Here is a 19138-nt window from a genome sequence, read left to right as displayed (position 1 = left end):
CTTAGCGGTCGGTGCCGTCGCGCTCCGCCTGCGCCAGCTCCGCCACCGCAAGGTCACCGCTGCCCTCCAGTCGCGCCTTTGCGGTCTTGTGGACGTGCGCGGCCAGCGTCGGCATGCGTTCGATCAGGGCGTGAAAGTCCTGGGCGTCGAGCACCAGCAGCCGGGTCTTGCGTGTCGCCGTCACCGTGCCGCTGCGTTTTGTCTTATGCAGCAGCGCGATCTCGCCGAAGAACGTGCCATCCGCGAGCCGCACCTGCTGGTTCGGCAGCGCGATCTCGACCTCGCCGGCGGTGATGAAATACATCGACGAAGCCGCATCGCCCCGCCGCACCAGGATCTCGCCCTGCTCGATCGTGCGCGCCCGCAGCAGCCGCATGATGTCGGCGATCTCGGATGCGCTGAGATGCGAGAACAGCGGCACCCGCGCCAGCATGCCCCAGGTGACGACAAAGTCCCGCCGCTTCACCTCTTCCGCAAAGGCCGTCGAGATGATCGCGACCGGCAGCGCGATCATGGCAAATCCACTGATGATGGTGAAGACGGAGATGAACTTTCCGAGCGCCGTCACCGGCACGACGTCGCCGTAACCGACGGTGCCGAGCGTCACGATCGCCCACCACATCGCCTGCGGAATGGTGCCGAGCTTGTCCGGCTGCACGTCGCGCTCGATGGCATAGAGCAGCGAGGCAAAGGTCAGCACCGCGCCGATCAGGATGACGATGCAGCCGATCAGCGCCCGCCGCTCCGCGTGCACGGCCGCGAGCAGCGAGCGCATCGCCGGCGAGTAGCGCACCAGCTTGAAGAACGGCAGCACGCCGAGCGCTGCCAGCGTCGCATGCCGGCCCGTAGCGAGCACGACCGCAGCCGGCAGGAACGCGAGCAGATCGATGATGCCGAGTGCGGAGAAGACATAGCTGAGCCGGTCGGACAGCGCGGACGCCGGGCGCTGGGTATGGCCCGCCACCGTCCACAGCCGCGCCGCATATTCCAGCGCGAACACGATCACGGACAGGATGGTGATCGCCGAAAACAGCGCGCCGAATTGCGCGTCCAGCTCCGGCACCGAGGCAAGGATCATCGCGGCGACATCGAGCACGATGACGCCGATGATCAGCTGGATGAAGCGCGACCCGACCGAGTAGGCCAGCGGATCATGCTCCAGCAATTCGTAGAGGCGATCCCTCAGATTGGGATCGCGAAGCCCAATTCCTCGCGGAACGGGGCGCACCTGCCTACGCGCCGGCCGATTTTTGTTCAGCCATGGCTTTTTCGATCGCCGTGAGCGCCGCGGCCGCATTCGCGCCATCAGGGCCGCCGGCCTGCGCCATGTCGGGCCGCCCGCCGCCGCCCTTGCCGCCGAGCGCTTCGGAGGCGACCTTCACCAGATTGACCGCATTGAAACGCGAAGTGAGGTCCGCGGTGACGCCGACCACGACGCCGGCCTTGCCATCCTCGGTGACGCCGACGATAGCGACGACGCCGGAGCCGATCTGCTTCTTGCCGTCGTCGGCAAGGCTCTTGAGATCCTTCATCTCGATGCCCTCGACCGCGCGCGCCATCAGCTTGACGTCGCCGACTTCGCGCACACCTGAGGCCGCGCCGTTGCTCGAAGCTGCACCGCCGCCCATCGCCAGCTTCTTGCGGGCGTCGGAGAGTTCGCGCTCGAGCTTCTTGCGCTCCTCCATCAGAGCGGCAATGCGCGCCGGGACGTCGTCGATCGAGGTGCGGAGCTCGTGGGCCGCGGTCTTCGCCAGCGCCATGGTGTCGTTGGCGTGTTTTCGCGCGTAGTTGCCGGTCAGCGCCTCGATGCGGCGCACGCCGGAGGCGACCGCGCTCTCGCCCGTCAGCGTGATCAGCCCGATGTCGCCGGTCCGCCTGACATGCGTGCCGCCGCAAAGTTCGACCGACCAGCCGAGTGCGTTGGCGCCGCGCTCGCGCGCGGTCCGGCCCATCGAGACGACGCGAACCTCGTCGCCATATTTCTCGCCGAACAGGGCGCGTGCGCCGGCCTCACGGGCCTCGTCCACGCCCATGACGCGGGTCGAGACTTCGTCATTCTCCAGCACCACCTCGTTGGCGATGTCCTCGACGCGCGCGAGCTCTTCCGCCGTGATCGGCTTCGGATGCACGAAGTCAAAACGTAAACGATCCGGCGCGACCATCGAGCCGCGCTGGGCGATGTGGTCGCCGAGCACCTGGCGCAGCGCCTCGTGGATGAGATGGGTCGCCGAATGATGCGCGCGGATCGAAAAGCGCCTGCCGTGATTCACTTCGAGCTGCAGCGCGGTGCCGAGCTTCAGCTCGCCGCTCTCCAATGTGCCGACGTGAACGAAGAAATCACCGAGCTTCTTCTGGGTGTCGGTGACGCGGAATTTGATGCCGCCCTCGCCGGTCAATACGCCGGTGTCGCCGACCTGGCCGCCGGACTCCGCGTAGAACGGCGTCTGGTTCAGCACGATCGCGCCCGTCTCGCCGGCCTTGAGGCTCGTGGCTTCCTTGCCGTCCTTGACCAGCGCAGTCACCACGCCTTCAGCGCTCTCGGTCTCGTAACCCAGGAATTCGGTTGCGCCCAGCTTCTCACGCAGCGGGAACCAGATCGCCTCGGAAGCCGCTTCGCCCGACCCCTTCCAGGACTCGCGCGCCTTGGCCTTCTGACGCTCCATCGCGTCGGTGAAGGAAGCCTGGTCGACGCTGATGCCGCGCGACTTCAGCGCGTCCTGCGTCAAATCGAGCGGGAAGCCGTAAGTGTCGTACAGCGTGAAGGCGACGTCGCCGTCGAACATGTCGCCCTTCTTCAAGGACGCGCTCTTCTCGTCGAGAATGGCGAGGCCGCGCGTCAGCGTCTTGCGGAAGCGGGTTTCTTCCAGCCGCAGCGTTTCCTCGATCAAATTTTCCGCGCGCATCAGATCCGGATAGGCTTGGCCCATCTCGCGCACCAGCGCCCAGACCAGGCGATGCATCAGCGGTTCTTGCGCACCGAGCAGCTGCGCATGGCGCATCGCGCGGCGCATGATCCGGCGCAGCACATAGCCGCGGCCCTCGTTCGAGGGCAGCACGCCGTCGGCGACGAGGAAGGCCGACGAACGCAGATGGTCGGCGATGACGCGGAACGAGGCCACGGTCTTCTCGTCCGGTCCGCTTCCGAGCGCAGACGCCGTCGCGTCGATCAAATGACGGAACAGGTCGGTCTCGAACACGCTGTCGACGCCCTGCATGATGCAGGCCATGCGCTCCAGCCCCATGCCGGTGTCGATCGAGGGACGCGGCAGCGCCACGCGTTCCTCCTTCGTCACCTGCTCGTACTGCATGAAGACGAGATTCCAGAATTCGAGGAAGCGATCGCCATCCTCCTCCGGGGAGCCCGGAGGCCCGCCCCAGATGTGCTCGCCGCGATCGATGAAGATCTCCGAGCACGGCCCGCACGGGCCGGTGTCGCCCATCGCCCAGAAATTGTCCGAGGTCGGGATGCGGATGATGCGGTCCTCGGAGAAGCCCGCGATCTTCTTCCACAGCCCGGCCGCCTCGTCGTCGGTGTGGTAGACCGTGACGAGCAGCTTGTCTTTCTTGAGCCCGAACTCCTTCGTGATCAGCGTCCAGGCCAGCTCGATCGCGCGCTCCTTGAAATAGTCGCCGAAGGAGAAGTTGCCGAGCATCTCGAAGAAGGTGAGATGGCGCGCGGTGTAGCCGACATTGTCGAGGTCATTGTGCTTGCCGCCGGCGCGCACGCATTTCTGCGAGGTGGTGGCGCGCTGATAGGGCCGCTTCTCGACGCCGGTGAAGACGTTCTTGAACTGCACCATGCCGGCATTGGTGAACATCAACGTCGGATCGTTGCGCGGCACCAATGGCGAGGACGACACGATCTCGTGGCCGTTCTCGGCAAAGAAATTCAGAAAGGTCGACCTGATCTCGTTGACGCCGCTCATGTTCATCCAATCGGGTGTGCTTGCACCCGCCTTCCAGCCACCCAAACCGCAAGTTTGGGCTGATATCTGCGGGCCAATGCGCTTTTAGACAAGGCCAGCTTGGCTGTCCAGAAACTGTGCAGCCAGATCAAGGCGTTGCCGCAGTCGCGTAATCCGTTGGAAAGCCGCCGATGCCGCGTTGACAGGCTTGGCCGGCCTGTGGTCTTTACCTATCTGTATCGTACGGCCACGTCGGGAGAGACCGGCACTGGTAGCCGGCGCCGAAGGAGCAACCGCCCCGGAAACTCTCAGGCAAAAGGACCGCGTGGCTTTGACAGCATCTGGAAAGAGGCGCTGACGGGTTTAGGTCCGGACAGCGTCCGCCGACGGGATAATACTCTCAGGCACAGCGACAGATGGGGCTTCGACTGGTGTCCACGGGAAATCGTTCCCGGGGAACCGCCGAGGGCCCCCCGATGCTTGCGCGCGACGACAAAGACTCCCTGAAACGCACCCCCCTTTACGACCTGCATGTCTCGCTCGGCGGCAAGATGGTGCCGTTCGCGGGCTATGACATGCCCGTGCAATATCCGGCCGGAGTCCTGAAGGAACACCTTCATACCCGCAACGCAGCCGGCCTGTTCGATGTCTCCCACATGGGCCAGATCGCACTCAGGCCGAAATCCGGCAAGGTCGAGGACGCCGCCCGCGCGCTGGAACGACTGGTGCCGCAGGATATCTTGGCGATCGCGCCGGGCCGGCAGCGCTACGCCCAGTTCACCAATGCCGAGGGCGGGATTCTGGACGATCTGATGGTCGCCAATTTCGGCGATCACCTCTTCCTGGTCGTCAACGCCGCCTGCAAGGCCGAGGACGAGGCGCATCTGCGCGCGAATCTCTCGGACGACTGCATGATCGATTCGCTTGCCGACCGCGCGCTGATCGCGCTGCAGGGGCCGAAGGCGGAATCGGCGCTGACGAAATTGTGTGCAGAAGCACCCGCCATGAAATTCATGGATTCCGGCCCGCACAAGGTTGCCGGCCTCGACTGCTTCGTCTCGCGCTCCGGCTATACCGGCGAGGACGGCTTCGAGATTTCGGTTCCTGCCGGCGATGCCGAACGGCTCGCCAAGGCCCTGCTGGACAATCCTGACGTCATGCCGATCGGGCTCGGCGCCCGTGACAGCCTGCGGCTCGAGGCCGGGCTTTGTCTTTACGGCCACGACATCGACACCGCGACCACGCCGGTCGAGGCGGCACTGGAATGGTCGGTGCAGAAGAGCCGCCGCACCGGCGGCGCGCGTGGCGGGGGCTTCCCCGGCGCGGCAAAGATTCTCGCCCATTTCGACCATGGCGCATCCCGCCGCCGCGTCGGCCTGCGCACCGAGGGCCGCGCGCCGGTGCGCGAAGGCGCGCTGCTGTTTGCGGATGCGACCTCCGCCGAGCCGATCGGAAAGGTCACCTCGGGCGGTTTCGGCCCGAGCCTGAATGCGCCGGTCGCGATGGGCTATGTGCCCACCGCATCGAGCGCGATCGACACAAAACTCTTCGCCGAGGTGCGCGGCCAACGCCTGGCCGTGCAAATCGCCGCCATGCCCTTCGTGAAAAACACCTACAAACGCTGAGGACCGAGAAAATGACCACGACGCTGTACACCTCCGACCACGAATGGCTCGCGATCGACGGCGATGTCGCCACCGTCGGCATCACCGACTACGCGCAATCGCAGCTCGGCGACGTCGTGTTCGTCGAATTGCCCAATCTCGGCCGCACGCTGAAGAAGGCCGAACCCGCCGCGGTCGTGGAATCGGTGAAGGCCGCATCGGACGTCTACGCGCCGGTGACGGGCGAAGTGCTCGAGACCAACGCCGCGCTCGCCGCCGAGCCCGCACTGGTGAACTCGGATGCGCAAGGCGCGGCCTGGTTCTTCAAGATCAAGATTGCCGACAAGAGCGAGCTCGGCGGTCTGATGGACGAAGCCGCCTACAAGGCCCACACCGCGTGAGATGATGCGAACTCTGACCTCATATTCGGTGTCATCGTCCGCGAAGGCGGACGATCCAGTACGCCGCGGCCCATCGGCCCTAGCCGAAGCGGCTGCGTTTACTGGATGCCCCGCCTTCGCGGGGCATGACGGCGACAAGAACATCTGAAGCGAGGACCCATGATGACCGCGCACCGCAAATCCAACGGCGACACCACCAGCTTCGTTCGCCGCCACATCGGCCCCTCCGCGCGCGACGTCACCGCGATGCTCGAGGCCGTCGGCGCGAACAGCGTCGATACGCTGATGGCGCAGACGCTGCCGGCCTCGATCCGGCAGACCGCCCCACTCGATCTCGGCAAGCCCTTGAGCGAGACCGAAGCGATCGCGCATATGGCCGAACTCGCCGCCCAGAACCAGGTCTTCACCTCGCTGATCGGCCAAGGCTATTCCGGCACGATCCTGCCCGCGGTGATCCAGCGCAACATTTTGGAGAACCCGGCCTGGTACACGGCGTACACGCCCTACCAGCCTGAAATCAGCCAGGGCCGGCTCGAGGCGCTGCTCAACTTCCAGACCATGATCTGCGATCTCACCGGGCTCGACGTCGCCAACGCCTCGCTGCTCGACGAAGCCACCGCTGCCGCCGAAGCGATGGCGCTCGCGGAGCGGCACTCGAAAGTTGAAGCAAAAGCCTTCTTCGTCGACAAGGACGTGCATCCGCAGACGCTCGCCGTGATGCGCACCCGCGCGGAGCCGCTGGGCTGGACCCTGGTCGTCGGCGATCCCCTCACCGACCTCGACAAGACCGACGTGCTTGGCGCGCTGCTGCAATATCCGGGCAGTTCAGGCGCTGTGCGCGACCTCAGGCCCGCGATCGCCAGCCTGAAGGCCAAGGGCGCACTCGCGATCATTGCCGCCGATCTGCTGGCGCTGACACTGCTCGCCTCGCCCGGCGAGCTCGGCGCGGACATCGCCATCGGCTCGGCGCAACGTTTTGGCGTGCCGATGGGGTATGGCGGGCCGCACGCAGCCTATATGGCGGTGCGCGATGCGCTGAAGCGTTCGCTGCCCGGCCGCATCGTCGGCCTCTCCGTGGATTCGCGCGGAATGCCGGCCTATCGCCTCGCGCTGCAGACCCGCGAGCAGCACATCCGCCGCGAGAAGGCGACCTCCAACATCTGCACCGCGCAGGTGCTGCTCGCCGTGATCGCCTCGATGTATGCAGTCTATCACGGCCCCGAAGGCCTTTCGCAGATCGCGCGCAATGTGCATCGCCGCGCCGCGGTGCTGGCGGCCGGCCTGCGCAAGCTCGGCTTTGCGCTGCAGTCCGACAGTTTCTTCGACACGCTCAGCGTGGATGCAGGGGCGAAGCGTACCGAAATCGTGGCGCGCGCGGCGGCCGAGAAGATCAATCTCGGCGCTGGCGAAACTGCATTGCGGATCGCGCTCGACGAGACCACCACGCCCGCAACGGTGGAAGCAGTCTGGCGCGCCTTCGGCGGGCAGCTTGCATACGCCGAGATCGACGCCACCACGCGCGAGGCGCTGCCGGAGACGCTCAAGCGTGCGACCTCTTTCCTCACCCACCCCGTCTTCCACGCGCATCGCTCGGAAACCGAGATGCTGCGCTACATGCGCAAGCTCAGCGACCGCGACCTCGCGCTCGACCGCGCGATGATCCCGCTCGGCTCGTGCACCATGAAGCTGAACGCGACCACCGAGATGATGCCGCTGACCTGGCCGGAATTCGGCAGCCTGCATCCGTTCGCCCCGCCTGAGCAGGCGAAGGGCTACTACGCGCTGTTCGCGCGGCTGGAAAAATGGCTGTGCGACATCACCGGCTATGACGCGATCTCGCTGCAGCCGAACTCGGGCGCGCAAGGCGAATATGCCGGGCTGCTCGCGATCCGCGGCTATCACGCGGCGCGTGGCGAGACGCATCGCAAGATCTGCCTGATCCCCTCCTCCGCGCACGGCACCAACCCGGCCTCGGCCGCGATGGTCGGCATGGACGTGGTGGTGGTCGCCTGCGAGAAGAACGGCGACGTCGACGTCAATGATCTCCGCGCCAAGGCCGAGAAGCATTCGAACGACCTCGCCGCGGTCATGATCACCTATCCCTCGACCCATGGCGTGTTCGAGGAGCACATCCGCGAGATCTGCGAGATCGTGCATGGCCATGGCGGGCAGGTCTATCTCGACGGCGCCAACCTCAACGCGCAGGTCGGCCTTAGCAGGCCCGGCGATTACGGCGCCGATGTCAGCCATCTCAACCTGCACAAGACCTTCTGCATCCCGCATGGCGGCGGCGGCCCGGGCATGGGCCCGATCGGCGTCAAGGCGCACCTCAAGCCGTTCCTGCCCGGTCATCCGGCGACGGATGGGAAAGCGCCTGTGGGGCCGGTCTCGGCCGCGCCGTTCGGCTCGGCTTCGATCCTCACCATCTCCTACATCTACATCCTGATGATGGGCGGCGAAGGCCTCAAGCGCGCCACCGAGATCGCGATCCTCAACGCCAACTACGTGGCTGCAAGGCTCGATGCGCATTTCCCGGTGCTCTACAAGAACGAGAAAGGCCGCGTCGCGCATGAGTGCATCGTCGACCCCCGCGCGCTGAAGACGACCTCAGGCGTCACCGTCGACGACATCGCCAAGCGCCTGATCGATTACGGCTTCCACGCGCCGACCATGAGCTTCCCGGTGCCGGGCACGCTGATGATCGAGCCGACCGAATCGGAATCCAGGGCGGAGCTCGATCGTTTCTGCGATGCCATGATCGCGATCCGGAAGGAAATCGCCGAGGTCGAGGCCGGCCGCTTCAAGATCGAGGCGTCGCCGCTCCGCCACGCCCCGCACACCGTGCACGACATCGCGGATGACGACTGGAAGCGCGCCTACACCCGCGCCGAGGGCTGCTTCCCCGCGGGCACCTCGCGCACCGACAAATACTGGAGCCCGGTCGGGCGCGTCGACAACGTCTATGGCGACCGCAACCTGGTGTGCTCCTGCCCGCCGGTGAGCGATTACGCGGAGGCGGCGGAGTAACCGTTTTGTAGGGTGGGTTAGCCACCGGCTGCGCGAAGCGCAGTCGCTGGCGTAACCCACCACTTCTGTCTCTGGCGAAATGGAAGAGGTGGGCTACACTTCGCTAACCCACCCTCCGGCACGGAACACGCATTTAGGGCGCAACCAACGAACGGGTCTCGGGGTCCCACCGCCAGAGTCGCTCGTTGGTCAGGTGAGTGCCGCCCCACCAGCGATCAATCCGGTTGTGCCGGCGAAAATCCTGGTCGCCTCCCAACACCGCCTTTCCGAACTCGGTCAGCGTCAATTGCGACCGCTCGTACCGATCGAACTGACTTGAATCGTCGTGCATCTCTAGCGAAAAAGGACCTTGATCCAGTCCCGACACGGCCGGCCTCTCGCACCGCGCAAGGCCGTCAAGCAGCGCTCCAACTTCCCAATAACCATACACATCCAGCCCGTTGCACTTCTGATGGCCCGGAAAGACATCGAAAGGCTGCATGCCGCCTCGCGCGATGAGCTGGAGTATCCGCGCTTCCGTGGCTCCAAGGCCTGAGGCGGGACGCGGAAGTTCGTTGAGCAGAGCCCTCACGTGAGGGGCGAGTTGTGGCAAACAGCTCAAATTGGTCTTGAAGAGATCCCTCCAACTTTGCGGGGTCGGCGCGCGATAGGCCCGCCATGCACGCTTGGCCGATTTGAGTTGACGAGGTGTGATCGCAACAGCCGGCGGGTAGAGTTCGCTTCGCGGTGGGTCGACATCCCTGACACCCAAGGACAGGGAGCGCACGACAAAGTCGGGATTTGCATCGTGTTGGCGGCCCCAATGATCGAGCAGCCAGAGCAGGATCAATTGCGCATTTGGCTCCGGCCCTCGCCAAAACTCGACCGTGTCATATTCCGCGAGCAGTTCAATCAGTCCTCGATCCTTCACGCCTGATTCCTCGAGACGCCAGGACGGCGTATCGTCGAGCCAGTGAAGCCCGCGGGGCTGTGTCGTACGCGGCGCAAAGAATGCGTCCAGCTCTGCATCGGCTGGCAACGGTCCCCAGACCAGCCGGCGCTCGATGGCAATCACGAGGTCGGCAAGGCCCGCCTGTTGAATAGCGCCGGCGATGGACGAGTCGGTCGTGACAATGAGCCGCGTCATGCCGTGGCCTCAAGGCTTCGTCAAAACATTACCGTAACGCCACAGCCGATCATTGGTCAGGTGCGTGCCGCCCCACCAGCGGTCGATCGGATTGTGGCGACTGAAATCTTCCTGATGGGCCAGGACGGCCCTGCCGAACTCGGTCAACGACAACCGGCTGCGGAGATAGACCTCGTGCCGAGCTCTTAAATTTTCGCGATCGATCGTGCGCAGTTCGTCGCCCAACCCGGCCACTACGGGCTTGGGGCCGAGCGCGAGCCCCTCGAGCAACGAACCCAACTCAAATTCTCCGAACCCATATGTGCGCCGTTGCGAGCGCAGGTGAAACAACGCATTCGTGTTTGCAAACCCTCTGGCAAGGAGCTCCAGAAATCGCATCTCGGTCGCACCGAGACCCGTGAAAGGCGACGGCAGTTCTGCCAAGAGATCGAGCAAGGCCGGGCGCAGCATCAGCAATGCACTGAGATCCTGGTGAAGGAGATCGACGCACGCCTCAGGGGTCATCGCACGGTAGGCCGACCACGCCAACCGGGCAGTCTCGAACTCCTGGGCCCTAACAGGCACGACATGGATGTGCGGCTCGGACGCAGCGAGATCCTCGCCGTGTGCTGTCGTCAGCTCGGATGACACAAGTCGAAGTCGAAGCTTTGGCACCAGCGAGGAGCAGGAGCTGAGGTGGTCCAGCAGGCAGACGAGCTGCAATTGATCCCGGGGAGCTGGGTCGAACCAAAGTTCAACCACGTCATATCGCTCGCAGAAGTCTGCCAGGGACAAGTCTTTGCGGTCCTTGATACCCTTGGGCCAGCGGATGCCCCAATCGGACCAATGATCACCCGGCCCGAGATTCGCCGAACGCGCCGCGAAATAGGCTGCGAGCTTCTCGGGTGAGGGCAGCGGTCCCCACTCAAAGTGAAACGAGGATGAGATGACAAGCTCCGCCAACCCGGATCGTGCGAGCTGGCCTCCGGACGAACTGGTCAAGATCAGACGCTTCATCGCACCACCCGGTGCCCCCACGCCAAACGAAACAGGCGCCGAAGACGTCGGCAACTCAACGTCCTCAGCGCCCGCTCCTCGCGAAAAACTTTACTGCTGAAGCTTACTCGTCCGCCGGCTCCTCGCCGTCGGCGTCACGCTCGGGGCTGCCGGCGAGAATCTGCTCGGCGATCAGGCCGGAGTTCTGGCGGATCGAGGTCTCGATCTTGGCGGTGATGTCGGGGTTGGCCTTCAGGAACGCTTTCGAATTCTCGCGGCCCTGGCCAAGACGCTGGCTGTCGTAGGAGAACCATGCGCCGGATTTTTCGACGATGCCGGCCTTGACGCCGAGATCGAGGATCTCGCCCATCTTGGAGACGCCCTCGCCGTACATGATGTCGAACTCGACCTGCTTGAACGGCGGCGCCAGCTTGTTCTTGACGACCTTGACGCGCGTGGTGTTGCCGACCACTTCGTCACGCTCCTTGATCGCGCCGATGCGGCGGATGTCGAGGCGGACGGAAGCATAGAATTTCAGCGCGTTGCCGCCGGTGGTGGTCTCCGGCGAGCCGTACATCACGCCGATCTTCATGCGGATCTGGTTGATGAAGATCACCATGGTATTGGACTTGTTGATGGACGCCGTCAGCTTGCGCAGCGCCTGGCTCATCAGACGCGCCTGCAGACCCGGCAGCGCATCGCCCATCTCGCCCTCGAGCTCGGCCTTCGGCACCAGCGCCGCGACCGAATCGATCACCAGCACGTCGACCGCGCCGGAGCGCACCAGCGTGTCGCAGATTTCCAGCGCCTGCTCGCCGGTGTCCGGCTGGGAGATCAGGAGCTCGTCGATATTGACGCCCAGCTTGCGCGCATAGACCGGGTCGAGCGCGTGCTCGGCGTCGATGAAGGCGCAGATGCCGCCCTTCTTCTGCCCTTCCGCCACCGTGTGCAGCGCCAGCGTGGTCTTGCCCGAGGATTCCGGCCCGTAGATCTCCACGACGCGCCCCTTCGGCAGGCCGCCGATCCCGAGCGCGATATCGAGCCCCAACGAGCCCGAAGAGACCGCCTCGACATCCATCGAACGGTCGTTCTTGCCGAGCTTCATCACCGAGCCCTTGCCGAACTGACGCTCGATCTGGGAGAGCGCGGCGGCGAGAGCTTTACTCTTGTCCATGGAGGATCCTTCGACGATACGCAGGGCAGTGGTGGACATCGGGTCGTGCTCCTTATGACGAGGATTCGCGTGAGGGACAAACGATTGGCGAGGCGGCGCGGCGATAAAAACAATGTACCCTATTTGTTCTAGGTTCGCAATATGTTCTTTTGGGAATTTGCACGCTCTGGCTGACGCGCATCAAAGACGGATGACCCGCACACCGTCAGAATTCCGTCATCCTGCGGCACCGAACCTTTCGTGGTCTGCGGCCTTCTCCTGGATAGCCTCTTGGACGAGACCGCAACTCTGGGGACTTCAGTCATGACGAACAACACGCATCACGATACGGCCCGGCGCACTCCGCTGCTGGAGGCGGCGCGGGAGGAGCTGAGCAAGTTCGAGCGTAAGGAAAACGAGTTCCGCAAGAAAGACCGCGAAGAGCGTGCCGCCGAACTCCGTTTGCCGCTGGACGCGATCAAGGTTCATTAGGCCGCTGGGACCGCGCTGGCGACGGTGCCGGAGCGGCCGCCCGTTGATCTCAGGGAATCGGCACGGGAATCGGGATTCGGATGGCCGTGAAAGGCGAATCCGAGCCGATATGGTACTAAATACTACCAGTAAGCCATTGACTGGGCGGGGAAATTTGTAGGCACGCTACTGTGCATGGGGTTGTTTTCGCGTTTTTGAAAGGCGCGCACGGGCCTTTCCACTTTCGGAGCCATCTCCCGCACCCAACAGCGCCTACAGCAGAACCAGCAACCCGATGCCGATTACCAGCACGACGAAGCCAGCCGCCGTCGCGGCGGCGAATGACCGCTCTACGTTGTCCATGATGCCACCCCGTTGCCGGCACGCCACGTTTTCCCCCATGGCAGCACCGTCGCCGCGAAATCTCGCCTGCGGTTGTGTCCTGAGTTGTGCGAACGGATGTCGAAATTGGGACCGGTGCGGGGCCAGTCTGCGGCCCCCGCGCTCCGGCTTTTGCTGCCATCATTGGGCCTTGTCAGGCTGTCGTAAGCTGAACCGGCTAGGGTCGCCCGGCTATGGTGTTGCAGCCCAGCACCTCAGCCTCCAATAACCTTCTCCCCGCTTGGTTCTCCCAAGCGGGGTTTTTTCATTCCGATTTTCATGCCGGCCGACCGGTTTGCGAACCGCCCTCCTCCTGCGTCAGCCGCAGCGAGAAGGCGCGGATCGCCGGCGCTGCGAGCAGCACTATCGGCAGCATCGCCGCCCATGCGATCAGCCACGACACCATCCAGTGCGCCAGGAAGTCCAGCGCGTTCCCTGCGGGAAAGCTGGCGATGCCCGCGGCGATCAGCGAGGTCAGTCCGGACTGGATGATTCCGAACACGAAATGAGAATAGCGGCGGGGAATGCCCGGCATGACGCGTCCATGTTGCTTAGCCGCATCGGGCCAAGCAAGGCACATGCCGCCGCGTTCCGGAAGGTGCCCTTACCCATCCCAGGAACTCTGTTCTTGGCCGGAGAACCACGGGCATGAGGTCGCGCCGCCGCTGGGCGGCGCGCGTGCGTTTGCGCGATAGCCGTGAGCGATCCGGGGCTTACCGACAGGTTTGGCTTTCTTGGAATATTATGCCGCCCAGCATGTTCTCAGTGATGGAAGTGAATCATGGGAGATGGCCATGAATCACAGGGGCATCGAGTTCACCGTCGCCAAGACGGCAATTCCCGGCATTTGGCAGTGGCAGTTCCGGATCGGCGAGCAGATCAAGACCGGCAAGACTGAGACCAAGATCGATCTCTTGGCGATCCGACGGGTGCAGCGGCGCATCGATCGGGAGCTGAAGGCGATCGGACGCGACACGGCCTGAGCCGTCGGACCGAGATCGGTGGGCTGGCGTCCATGGGGCTATTCCGTAGCCGACCGGAATTGATCTGCCGACGGTTTGGGATTGGACTGCCGGGATTATGGCCGTGGGGACGGAGCCATCAGGCGCGATCGGTGCGAACCATGCCGCTCTACTTCTTTCGAATCCGGAACGGCCGCTATTCCGGCTGTGCCGACCAGGCGTCGGAATTTGCCGATCGCGATTTGGCCTGGAAGGAGATGACAAGCGTCTGCGCCGACATGGCCGCCGGCATCGCCCGCAAGCTCCAGGAAAATTCCGAATGGAATATGGAGCTGCTGGACGAGGCCAAGGAGCCCGTATTCCGGATCCGCATCACATCCGAAACCTTCGAATAGGGCCGGCCCTAATCCGCGCTGGGCAGCCGCCGCATCGTGAATTCGATGTCGCCGCCGGGCAGCTCGCGCCAGGTCTCGACCGCGCTCATATAGCCGGCCTTGGGGTAGCGGGCGAAGAAAGCCTGTGCCCTCTCCCGTGCCGCCGCGCGCGGCAGCGTGAAAGTCTCGCGCAGATAGCCGTCGCCGGCCGTCGGGCCGGGCTTGCCCCCCATCTTGCGCCGGCGCGCCATCCGCTCGGCGAGATCCCGCGGACGATCGGCCATGTTCTGCTCTCCTCGACGCGATACACTCCCGCGCAATGTAGGAAGCAGGCCGATCAAAGAGGAGTCCCGGCCGGAGGCATCAACTGCCGCCGCTCGGGCGGAAGGTCAATTGGCAGTCGTGCCGGACTTCTTCTTCGGCGCACCGGTTGCGGCCGACGCCTTTGGCGCCGCCGACGGCTTCGGCGGGTCGGAGCGCATGCCACCCCAGGGATCGTTGGACGCCTTGGAGTCCGGAATCTTCTTCAGCGTTTCCTTGTAAGCCCTGTCACGCTCGGCCTCAGCGGCCTTCTCCTCGGGGGTCTTGCCAGGCCCCTCCTGCAGCAAATTGAGATTGGGCATTTGCGCATAAGCCGGTCCCGCCAGCACGGTCGGTCCCGCCAGAACAGCCAGCACCGCGGCCATACGGAAAAGCTTCATCATTGACTCCTTGATCATCCATGGCGGCGCGGGTCGGCCGCGCCTTGTCACCCCTGCCACAACCGCAGGGGCCGCTCGGCCCGCTAGAGCCGGTCCGATCTGCACGATTTCGGCGCGTGGAGCCAGTCGTCCCAGATCGGGCCGCACTTGGTGCACCCGTTCAGCAACAGGCCGAGCCCGGCCAGACAAAACACGAGGACATACCTACGCAACATCACCCACCCATACCCACTCCATGGCATCATACCTGGCGAAGTCAGGCATTTTCAAGCCGACGGGACCCGCGGCAGACCGGCGACTTTGCCGCGCCGGTCCGCTCGAAATGCCGAACATCCGGCAATACAGGAGGGAACGACAGCAATGCCATCGCAGCCAGAAGCCGAGTTCGGCATCAGTGAGGCCCGACGCATCCTCGGCGAAGTCTTTGCGCCCTGGGTCCAGGATCTCAACCTGTCGGTCGAGCGCATCGATCACCTGCCGCCGCCGGACGTGCCGGACTGGCAGCCGGCAGCGCTCCTGCGCATGCCGTTCTCGGAGCGGCTGTGCCGCAACGGTGGTGTGGTCTGCGGCCAGGCGCTGATGGCGCTCGCCGACACCGCGATGGTGATCGCGAACCTCGCCGCCAACCGCGGCTATCGTCCGATGACGACGGTCGACCAGACCACGCATTTCATGCGCGCCGTCTCCTCGTCGGACGTGCTGGCCGACGCCCGCGTGGTGCGACTCGGACGCACCATGAGCTTTGGCCGGGTCACGCTGCTCTCGGCCACCGACAACAAGCCGGTGGCAATGGTGTCGAGTGCGTTCGCGATGCTGCCGGGATGAGCATCATCCGAAAGAAGAAAGCCGCGTGAGCGCAAAGCGCACCGCGGCTCTCAATGGCGTCATGTCGAGACGGGAAGCGCGGTTGTGATCGCGCGTCGTGCCGACACGCGGCAGAAATTACTTGCCGAGCACTTCGTCAGCCGCGGTGACAATGCTGACGTTGGGATTTTTTCCGCAATAGCTGCCGAACTGCTTGGCGTTCTCGACGAATACGTCGGTGTCGATGATCGCATTCTCTTCGTCGCCCTTGTACCAGCCGTCCATCCAGGTCAGCACCATCTTGATGGTGTCGTCGCCGCTCTCCAGGAACTGCTTGCAGCTCATAGTCGCGAGATCGAGCTTGGTGGCGTGGGCGGGCATGGACGAGAGCGAGAGCGCTGCGGCGAACAGAAGCGAAAACGTGGTCTTCATCAATATCTCCATCGGCGCGTAGCGCCACAAAGGAACGGCTTGGGGAAAAATCCGCGGAGTGACTTCCGCTTCGACGTCGTAAACGAAATCTGAAGCGCTGTGCAAGTAGCGCCAGTATTGAGTTTAGTTCAACGTAATTTCTATGCACTACTTCACAAAGATCATTATGGATTGACGCGGATGATCGAGAAGCGTGCAGCGCAGCGTTACCGTGTTTTCAAGGGTGGAAAGATCACCTTTGAAAACAGCCGCATCACGTGCACGGTGCGAAACATGTCGGCGGACGGCGCCGCAATCGACCTCGATGCCCTCGTCACATTGCCGCAATCGTTCACGCTCGCAATCGCGCGCGACAATTTCGTGCGCAAATGCCGCCCTGTCTGGCGTAGCGACAGGCGCATCGGCCTCGCTTTCGTACAGTAGTGCATACGATGTGAACGATCATTCGCATCGCGCGCGCGATGCTGCGTCATGTTCGCGCGACACGACGTCGGCGACGCCAGCGCAGGCTTGCAACCACGAGCGCGACGATCGCGACCGCGATCGCCGATGATGCCGCAAAAAATCGTCCACCGGGGCGATCGATCGTACGCGACCACAGCGACGGCGCCTCGCCCGGCCGTGACAGGCGAAACGCAACGACGCTGTCGCCGATCGAGGTGCCTGCCTCGGAGTGGCCGCCGGCGCCGATCGCGACATACTGCTCGCCCTTCCAGAGATAGGTCATGGGATTGGCGACGCCGGGCACGGGCAGCCGACCCTGCCACAGCTCCCTGCCGCTGCGCGCATCGAAGGCGCGCAAATAGGCGTCCATCGCTCCGGTGAAGACGAGCCCGCCTGCCGTGACCGCGAGCCCGTTGACGAGCGGCGCACCCCACGGCAGCGGCACGCCGAGCGGGGCGAGATCCTCGGTGGTGCCGACCGTCGAACGCCAGAGGATCTTGCCGGCCTTCAGATCGACCGCGACCATCTCGCCCCAGGGCGGCTTGTTGCAAAGAAGCCCGAGCGGCGACATTGCCACCGCACGCGACATCGCAAACGGCGCACCCGTCTGCTGGCCGAAATCATGACCGGGCGGAGGATCGAATCCGGCCGCCTCCGCCCGCGGAATCAGCTTGATGAGATGAACAGCCCGGCTGGTGTTGGCATAGAGGACCTGGTTGACGGGATCGAAGGCCGCACTGCCCCAGTTCACTCCGCCGCCGGTGAAGGGAAACTCCAGCGTGCCTTGCGTTGAGGGTGGCGTGTACAGGCCCTCGTTGCGTGCCTCCGCAAACTGCTTCTCGCAAGCTGAGCGACGCAGGCTAGGAACGAGCGAGAGCGCATCCTCAGTCGAGATTTTTTGTGACATCAGAGGCGGCACATGCGTCGGGAATGGCTGCGTGGGCGACAGCCGTTCGCCTTCCGCGGCCCCCTGCGGGACGCTGCGCTCCTCGACCGCCCACACCGGCTTGCCGGTGTCGCGATCGAGCACGAAGACAAAGCCTTGCTTGGTCGGCTGGATCACGACATCGCGCTGACCTTCGCCGATGTCGATGCGCGTGAGCGTCGGTTGCGCCGGCAGATCGTAATCCCAGACGTCGTGATGCACGGTTTGGAATGCCCATACGAGCTCGCCCGTCTCGATGCGCAGCGCGACCACCGAATTGGCATGCTCGTTGTTGCCCGGCCGCTTGCCGCCCCAGAAATCCGGCGACGGCGAGGACGTCGGCAGGAATACCAGTCCGCGCGCCGCGTCGACCGACATCGGCGCCCAGACATTGGCGTGACCGGCTTCGATGCCGTCGCGCTTGAGCGGCTCGAACGTCCAGCGCGGCTGACCGCTACGCGCATCGAACGCACGCACCACACCGCTCGGCGCGTCGACGCGGCGGTTGTCGCCAATCGCGGAGCCGACCACGACGACCCCGCGGCCGACCGCCGGCGGCGAGGTGATCTGGAATTCGCCGGGCCATTCCAGTTTCATGCCAATGTCGGGCCTGACCTCACCGCCCTCGCCGAAGCCGGCACAGGGGATACCCGTCTTCGCATCGAGCGCGATCAGGCGAACATCGTTGGTGCCCATAAAGATGCGCGATCGACATGCGGCATCTACAGGCGCCTCATCGTCGATCCAGTAAGTGACGCCGCGGCAGACGTAGCGGTTGGCGGGACGCTGGTTCATCGCGATCCTGGGATCGTAGCGCCATTTCTGCGCGCCCGTACCGGGATCGAGCGCGATCACCTCGTTGAAAGGCGAGCAGAAGACCAGGCTGTCCTCGACGAACAGCGGCGTCGCCTGGAATTTGGTTCGCCGCATCACCCCGGGCGGCCGCGCCGCGAGATCGCCCGTGTGGAATTCGAAGGCCCGAACCAGCTTGCCGACATTGTCGGGCGTGATCTCTCGCAATGGCGAGAAGCGCGAGCCACCGGGATCGCCACCCCAGCTCTCCCAGGCGATGCCTGGCCGCGACGAAAACAAGAGGAGCGTGATGAGAGCGGCCAAATAGCAGGAGCGGGTCGCCAAGGCCCGCCTCACCTATTTCGGCTTCTTGCCAGGTTCAGGCGGACGCGCCCCGCTCCACGGATCGTACTTCTCCTTGGACTCGGGAATGCGCTCGAGTGCGGCCTTGTAGGCCTTCTCGTCGACCTTGGGCTTGTTGTCCGCCTTCTGGCCGCCCTCGTTAGGCTGACGCCTGCCACCGCCCATCTGCGCCTGCGCGGAGGCAACCGCCAGCGCAAGCACGGCGGCCGCTATGACCAAAATCCTCATGGGCGCAATCCCCCTCGTCTGGGGTACAAACTAGCCGGCAATTATGGAATAGCCAATGCCGCGGGCTCCA

At 64.4% G+C, this 19138-nt stretch carries 19 protein-coding genes and 1 riboswitch; of the genes, 8 read left to right on the top strand and 11 right to left on the bottom strand.

The window, feature by feature from the left end:
- Position 1: 1 nt before the first annotated feature.
- Entirely contained in the window at positions 2–1228 is a 1227-nt protein-coding gene (locus tag IVB54_RS14455) for a cyclic nucleotide-gated ion channel (RefSeq protein ID WP_247377906.1), read from the bottom strand.
- Between the two features lie 4 nt (positions 1229–1232).
- Positions 1233–3926: an alanine--tRNA ligase gene (gene alaS / locus IVB54_RS14450; protein ID WP_247377908.1), complete on the bottom strand. Its 2694-nt coding sequence runs from the start codon at positions 3924–3926 to the stop codon at positions 1233–1235.
- 222 nt (positions 3927–4148) lie between these two features.
- A riboswitch (glycine riboswitch) is annotated at positions 4149–4238 on the top strand.
- Positions 4239–4381: 143 nt separating this feature from the next.
- Here alaS and gcvT point away from each other — a divergent pair.
- The 3 genes from gcvT to gcvP all read left to right on the top strand — a co-directional run bounded on the left by gcvT (position 4382) and on the right by gcvP (position 8937).
- Positions 4382–5530: a glycine cleavage system aminomethyltransferase GcvT gene (gene gcvT / locus IVB54_RS14445; protein WP_018456369.1), complete on the top strand. Its 1149-nt coding sequence runs from the start codon at positions 4382–4384 to the stop codon at positions 5528–5530.
- 11 nt (positions 5531–5541) lie between these two features.
- On the top strand, positions 5542–5910 hold the full coding sequence (gcvH, locus tag IVB54_RS14440) for a glycine cleavage system protein GcvH (protein WP_018456370.1): 369 nt from the start codon (positions 5542–5544) through the stop codon (positions 5908–5910).
- A gap of 162 nt (positions 5911–6072) precedes the next feature.
- A complete protein-coding gene (gene gcvP, locus IVB54_RS14435) occupies positions 6073–8937 on the top strand; it encodes an aminomethyl-transferring glycine dehydrogenase (protein ID WP_026233156.1) in 2865 nt (954 codons plus the stop codon).
- A 133-nt stretch (positions 8938–9070) separates the two neighbouring features.
- Here gcvP and IVB54_RS14430 read toward each other — a convergent pair whose 3' ends face one another.
- The 3 genes from IVB54_RS14430 to recA form a co-directional block, all read right to left on the bottom strand.
- On the bottom strand, positions 9071–10063 hold the full coding sequence (locus IVB54_RS14430) for a hypothetical protein (protein WP_018456372.1): 993 nt from the start codon (positions 10061–10063) through the stop codon (positions 9071–9073).
- A 9-nt stretch (positions 10064–10072) separates the two neighbouring features.
- A complete protein-coding gene (locus tag IVB54_RS14425) occupies positions 10073–11059 on the bottom strand; it encodes a hypothetical protein (protein WP_018456373.1) in 987 nt (328 codons plus the stop codon).
- 103 nt (positions 11060–11162) lie between these two features.
- Positions 11163–12251, bottom strand: a complete 1089-nt coding sequence (gene recA / locus IVB54_RS14420; protein WP_026233157.1) for a recombinase RecA — start codon at positions 12249–12251, stop codon at positions 11163–11165.
- A gap of 264 nt (positions 12252–12515) precedes the next feature.
- Between recA and IVB54_RS14415 the strand changes: the two genes are divergently transcribed.
- The gene (locus IVB54_RS14415; protein WP_018456375.1) at positions 12516–12683 is read left to right on the top strand and encodes a hypothetical protein; all 168 of its coding nucleotides are present in this window, start codon (positions 12516–12518) and stop codon (positions 12681–12683) included.
- Between the two features lie 637 nt (positions 12684–13320).
- On the opposite strand, the gene IVB54_RS14410 is transcribed toward IVB54_RS14415, so the two are convergent.
- The gene (locus IVB54_RS14410) at positions 13321–13578 is read right to left on the bottom strand and encodes a DUF2798 domain-containing protein (RefSeq protein WP_018456377.1); all 258 of its coding nucleotides are present in this window, start codon (positions 13576–13578) and stop codon (positions 13321–13323) included.
- Between the two features lie 259 nt (positions 13579–13837).
- Between IVB54_RS14410 and IVB54_RS14405 the strand changes: the two genes are divergently transcribed.
- Together IVB54_RS14405 and IVB54_RS14400 are read left to right on the top strand one after the other, a co-directional pair.
- A complete protein-coding gene (locus tag IVB54_RS14405; protein ID WP_026233158.1) occupies positions 13838–14026 on the top strand; it encodes a hypothetical protein in 189 nt (62 codons plus the stop codon).
- Between the two features lie 140 nt (positions 14027–14166).
- Complete coding sequence (locus IVB54_RS14400; protein ID WP_018456379.1) at positions 14167–14400, top strand: hypothetical protein; 234 nt, start codon at positions 14167–14169, stop codon at positions 14398–14400.
- 8 nt (positions 14401–14408) lie between these two features.
- On the opposite strand, the gene IVB54_RS14395 is transcribed toward IVB54_RS14400, so the two are convergent.
- On the bottom strand, positions 14409–14663 hold the full coding sequence (locus tag IVB54_RS14395; RefSeq protein WP_007612182.1) for a hypothetical protein: 255 nt from the start codon (positions 14661–14663) through the stop codon (positions 14409–14411).
- Between the two features lie 105 nt (positions 14664–14768).
- Positions 14769–15080, bottom strand: coding sequence for a hypothetical protein (locus IVB54_RS14390; protein WP_026233159.1), 312 nt, complete (start codon positions 15078–15080; stop codon positions 14769–14771).
- A 360-nt stretch (positions 15081–15440) separates the two neighbouring features.
- Between IVB54_RS14390 and IVB54_RS14385 the strand changes: the two genes are divergently transcribed.
- On the top strand, positions 15441–15905 hold the full coding sequence (locus IVB54_RS14385) for a PaaI family thioesterase (protein WP_018456381.1): 465 nt from the start codon (positions 15441–15443) through the stop codon (positions 15903–15905).
- 117 nt (positions 15906–16022) lie between these two features.
- Here the strand turns inward: IVB54_RS14385 and IVB54_RS14380 are convergent, their stop codons facing one another.
- Positions 16023–16316 carry an HdeA/HdeB family chaperone gene (locus IVB54_RS14380; protein ID WP_007602202.1) on the bottom strand — a complete coding sequence of 98 codons (294 nt, stop codon included), beginning with the start codon at positions 16314–16316 and terminating at the stop codon, positions 16023–16025.
- A gap of 180 nt (positions 16317–16496) precedes the next feature.
- Between IVB54_RS14380 and IVB54_RS14375 the strand changes: the two genes are divergently transcribed.
- On the top strand, positions 16497–16739 hold the full coding sequence (locus IVB54_RS14375) for a PilZ domain-containing protein (RefSeq protein WP_018456383.1): 243 nt from the start codon (positions 16497–16499) through the stop codon (positions 16737–16739).
- 46 nt (positions 16740–16785) lie between these two features.
- On the opposite strand, the gene IVB54_RS14370 is transcribed toward IVB54_RS14375, so the two are convergent.
- A complete protein-coding gene (locus tag IVB54_RS14370) occupies positions 16786–18801 on the bottom strand; it encodes a pyrroloquinoline quinone-dependent dehydrogenase (RefSeq protein WP_018456384.1) in 2016 nt (671 codons plus the stop codon).
- 33 nt (positions 18802–18834) lie between these two features.
- Positions 18835–19068, bottom strand: a complete 234-nt coding sequence (locus IVB54_RS14365) for a hypothetical protein (protein WP_018456385.1) — start codon at positions 19066–19068, stop codon at positions 18835–18837.
- Positions 19069–19138: the final 70 nt, after the last annotated feature.

Source organism: Bradyrhizobium sp. CW1 (assembly GCF_023100665.1).
GTDB lineage: Bacteria > Pseudomonadota > Alphaproteobacteria > Rhizobiales > Xanthobacteraceae > Bradyrhizobium > Bradyrhizobium canariense_D.
The sequence above is the reverse complement of the archived record's forward strand: the minus strand, read 5'-3'. Positions and strand labels throughout refer to the sequence as shown.

Coding starts and splice junctions, on each gene's coding strand:
- alaS (WP_247377908.1), bottom strand. CDS start 3,926: ATGAGCGGCGTCAACGAGATCAGGTCGACCTTTCTGAATTTCTTTGCC.
- IVB54_RS14390 (WP_026233159.1), bottom strand. CDS start 15,080: ATGAAGCTTTTCCGTATGGCCGCGGTGCTGGCTGTTCTGGCGGGACCG.
- gcvH (WP_018456370.1), top strand. CDS start 5,542: ATGACCACGACGCTGTACACCTCCGACCACGAATGGCTCGCGATCGAC.
- IVB54_RS14400 (WP_018456379.1), top strand. CDS start 14,167: ATGCCGCTCTACTTCTTTCGAATCCGGAACGGCCGCTATTCCGGCTGT.
- IVB54_RS14395 (WP_007612182.1), bottom strand. CDS start 14,663: ATGGCCGATCGTCCGCGGGATCTCGCCGAGCGGATGGCGCGCCGGCGC.
- recA (WP_026233157.1), bottom strand. CDS start 12,251: ATGTCCACCACTGCCCTGCGTATCGTCGAAGGATCCTCCATGGACAAG.
- gcvT (WP_018456369.1), top strand. CDS start 4,382: ATGCTTGCGCGCGACGACAAAGACTCCCTGAAACGCACCCCCCTTTAC.
- IVB54_RS14410 (WP_018456377.1), bottom strand. CDS start 13,578: ATGCCGGGCATTCCCCGCCGCTATTCTCATTTCGTGTTCGGAATCATC.
- IVB54_RS14365 (WP_018456385.1), bottom strand. CDS start 19,068: ATGAGGATTTTGGTCATAGCGGCCGCCGTGCTTGCGCTGGCGGTTGCC.
- IVB54_RS14415 (WP_018456375.1), top strand. CDS start 12,516: ATGACGAACAACACGCATCACGATACGGCCCGGCGCACTCCGCTGCTG.
- IVB54_RS14385 (WP_018456381.1), top strand. CDS start 15,441: ATGCCATCGCAGCCAGAAGCCGAGTTCGGCATCAGTGAGGCCCGACGC.
- IVB54_RS14405 (WP_026233158.1), top strand. CDS start 13,838: ATGAATCACAGGGGCATCGAGTTCACCGTCGCCAAGACGGCAATTCCC.
- IVB54_RS14375 (WP_018456383.1), top strand. CDS start 16,497: ATGATCGAGAAGCGTGCAGCGCAGCGTTACCGTGTTTTCAAGGGTGGA.
- IVB54_RS14380 (WP_007602202.1), bottom strand. CDS start 16,316: ATGAAGACCACGTTTTCGCTTCTGTTCGCCGCAGCGCTCTCGCTCTCG.
- gcvP (WP_026233156.1), top strand. CDS start 6,073: ATGACCGCGCACCGCAAATCCAACGGCGACACCACCAGCTTCGTTCGC.
- IVB54_RS14425 (WP_018456373.1), bottom strand. CDS start 11,059: ATGAAGCGTCTGATCTTGACCAGTTCGTCCGGAGGCCAGCTCGCACGA.
- IVB54_RS14430 (WP_018456372.1), bottom strand. CDS start 10,063: ATGACGCGGCTCATTGTCACGACCGACTCGTCCATCGCCGGCGCTATT.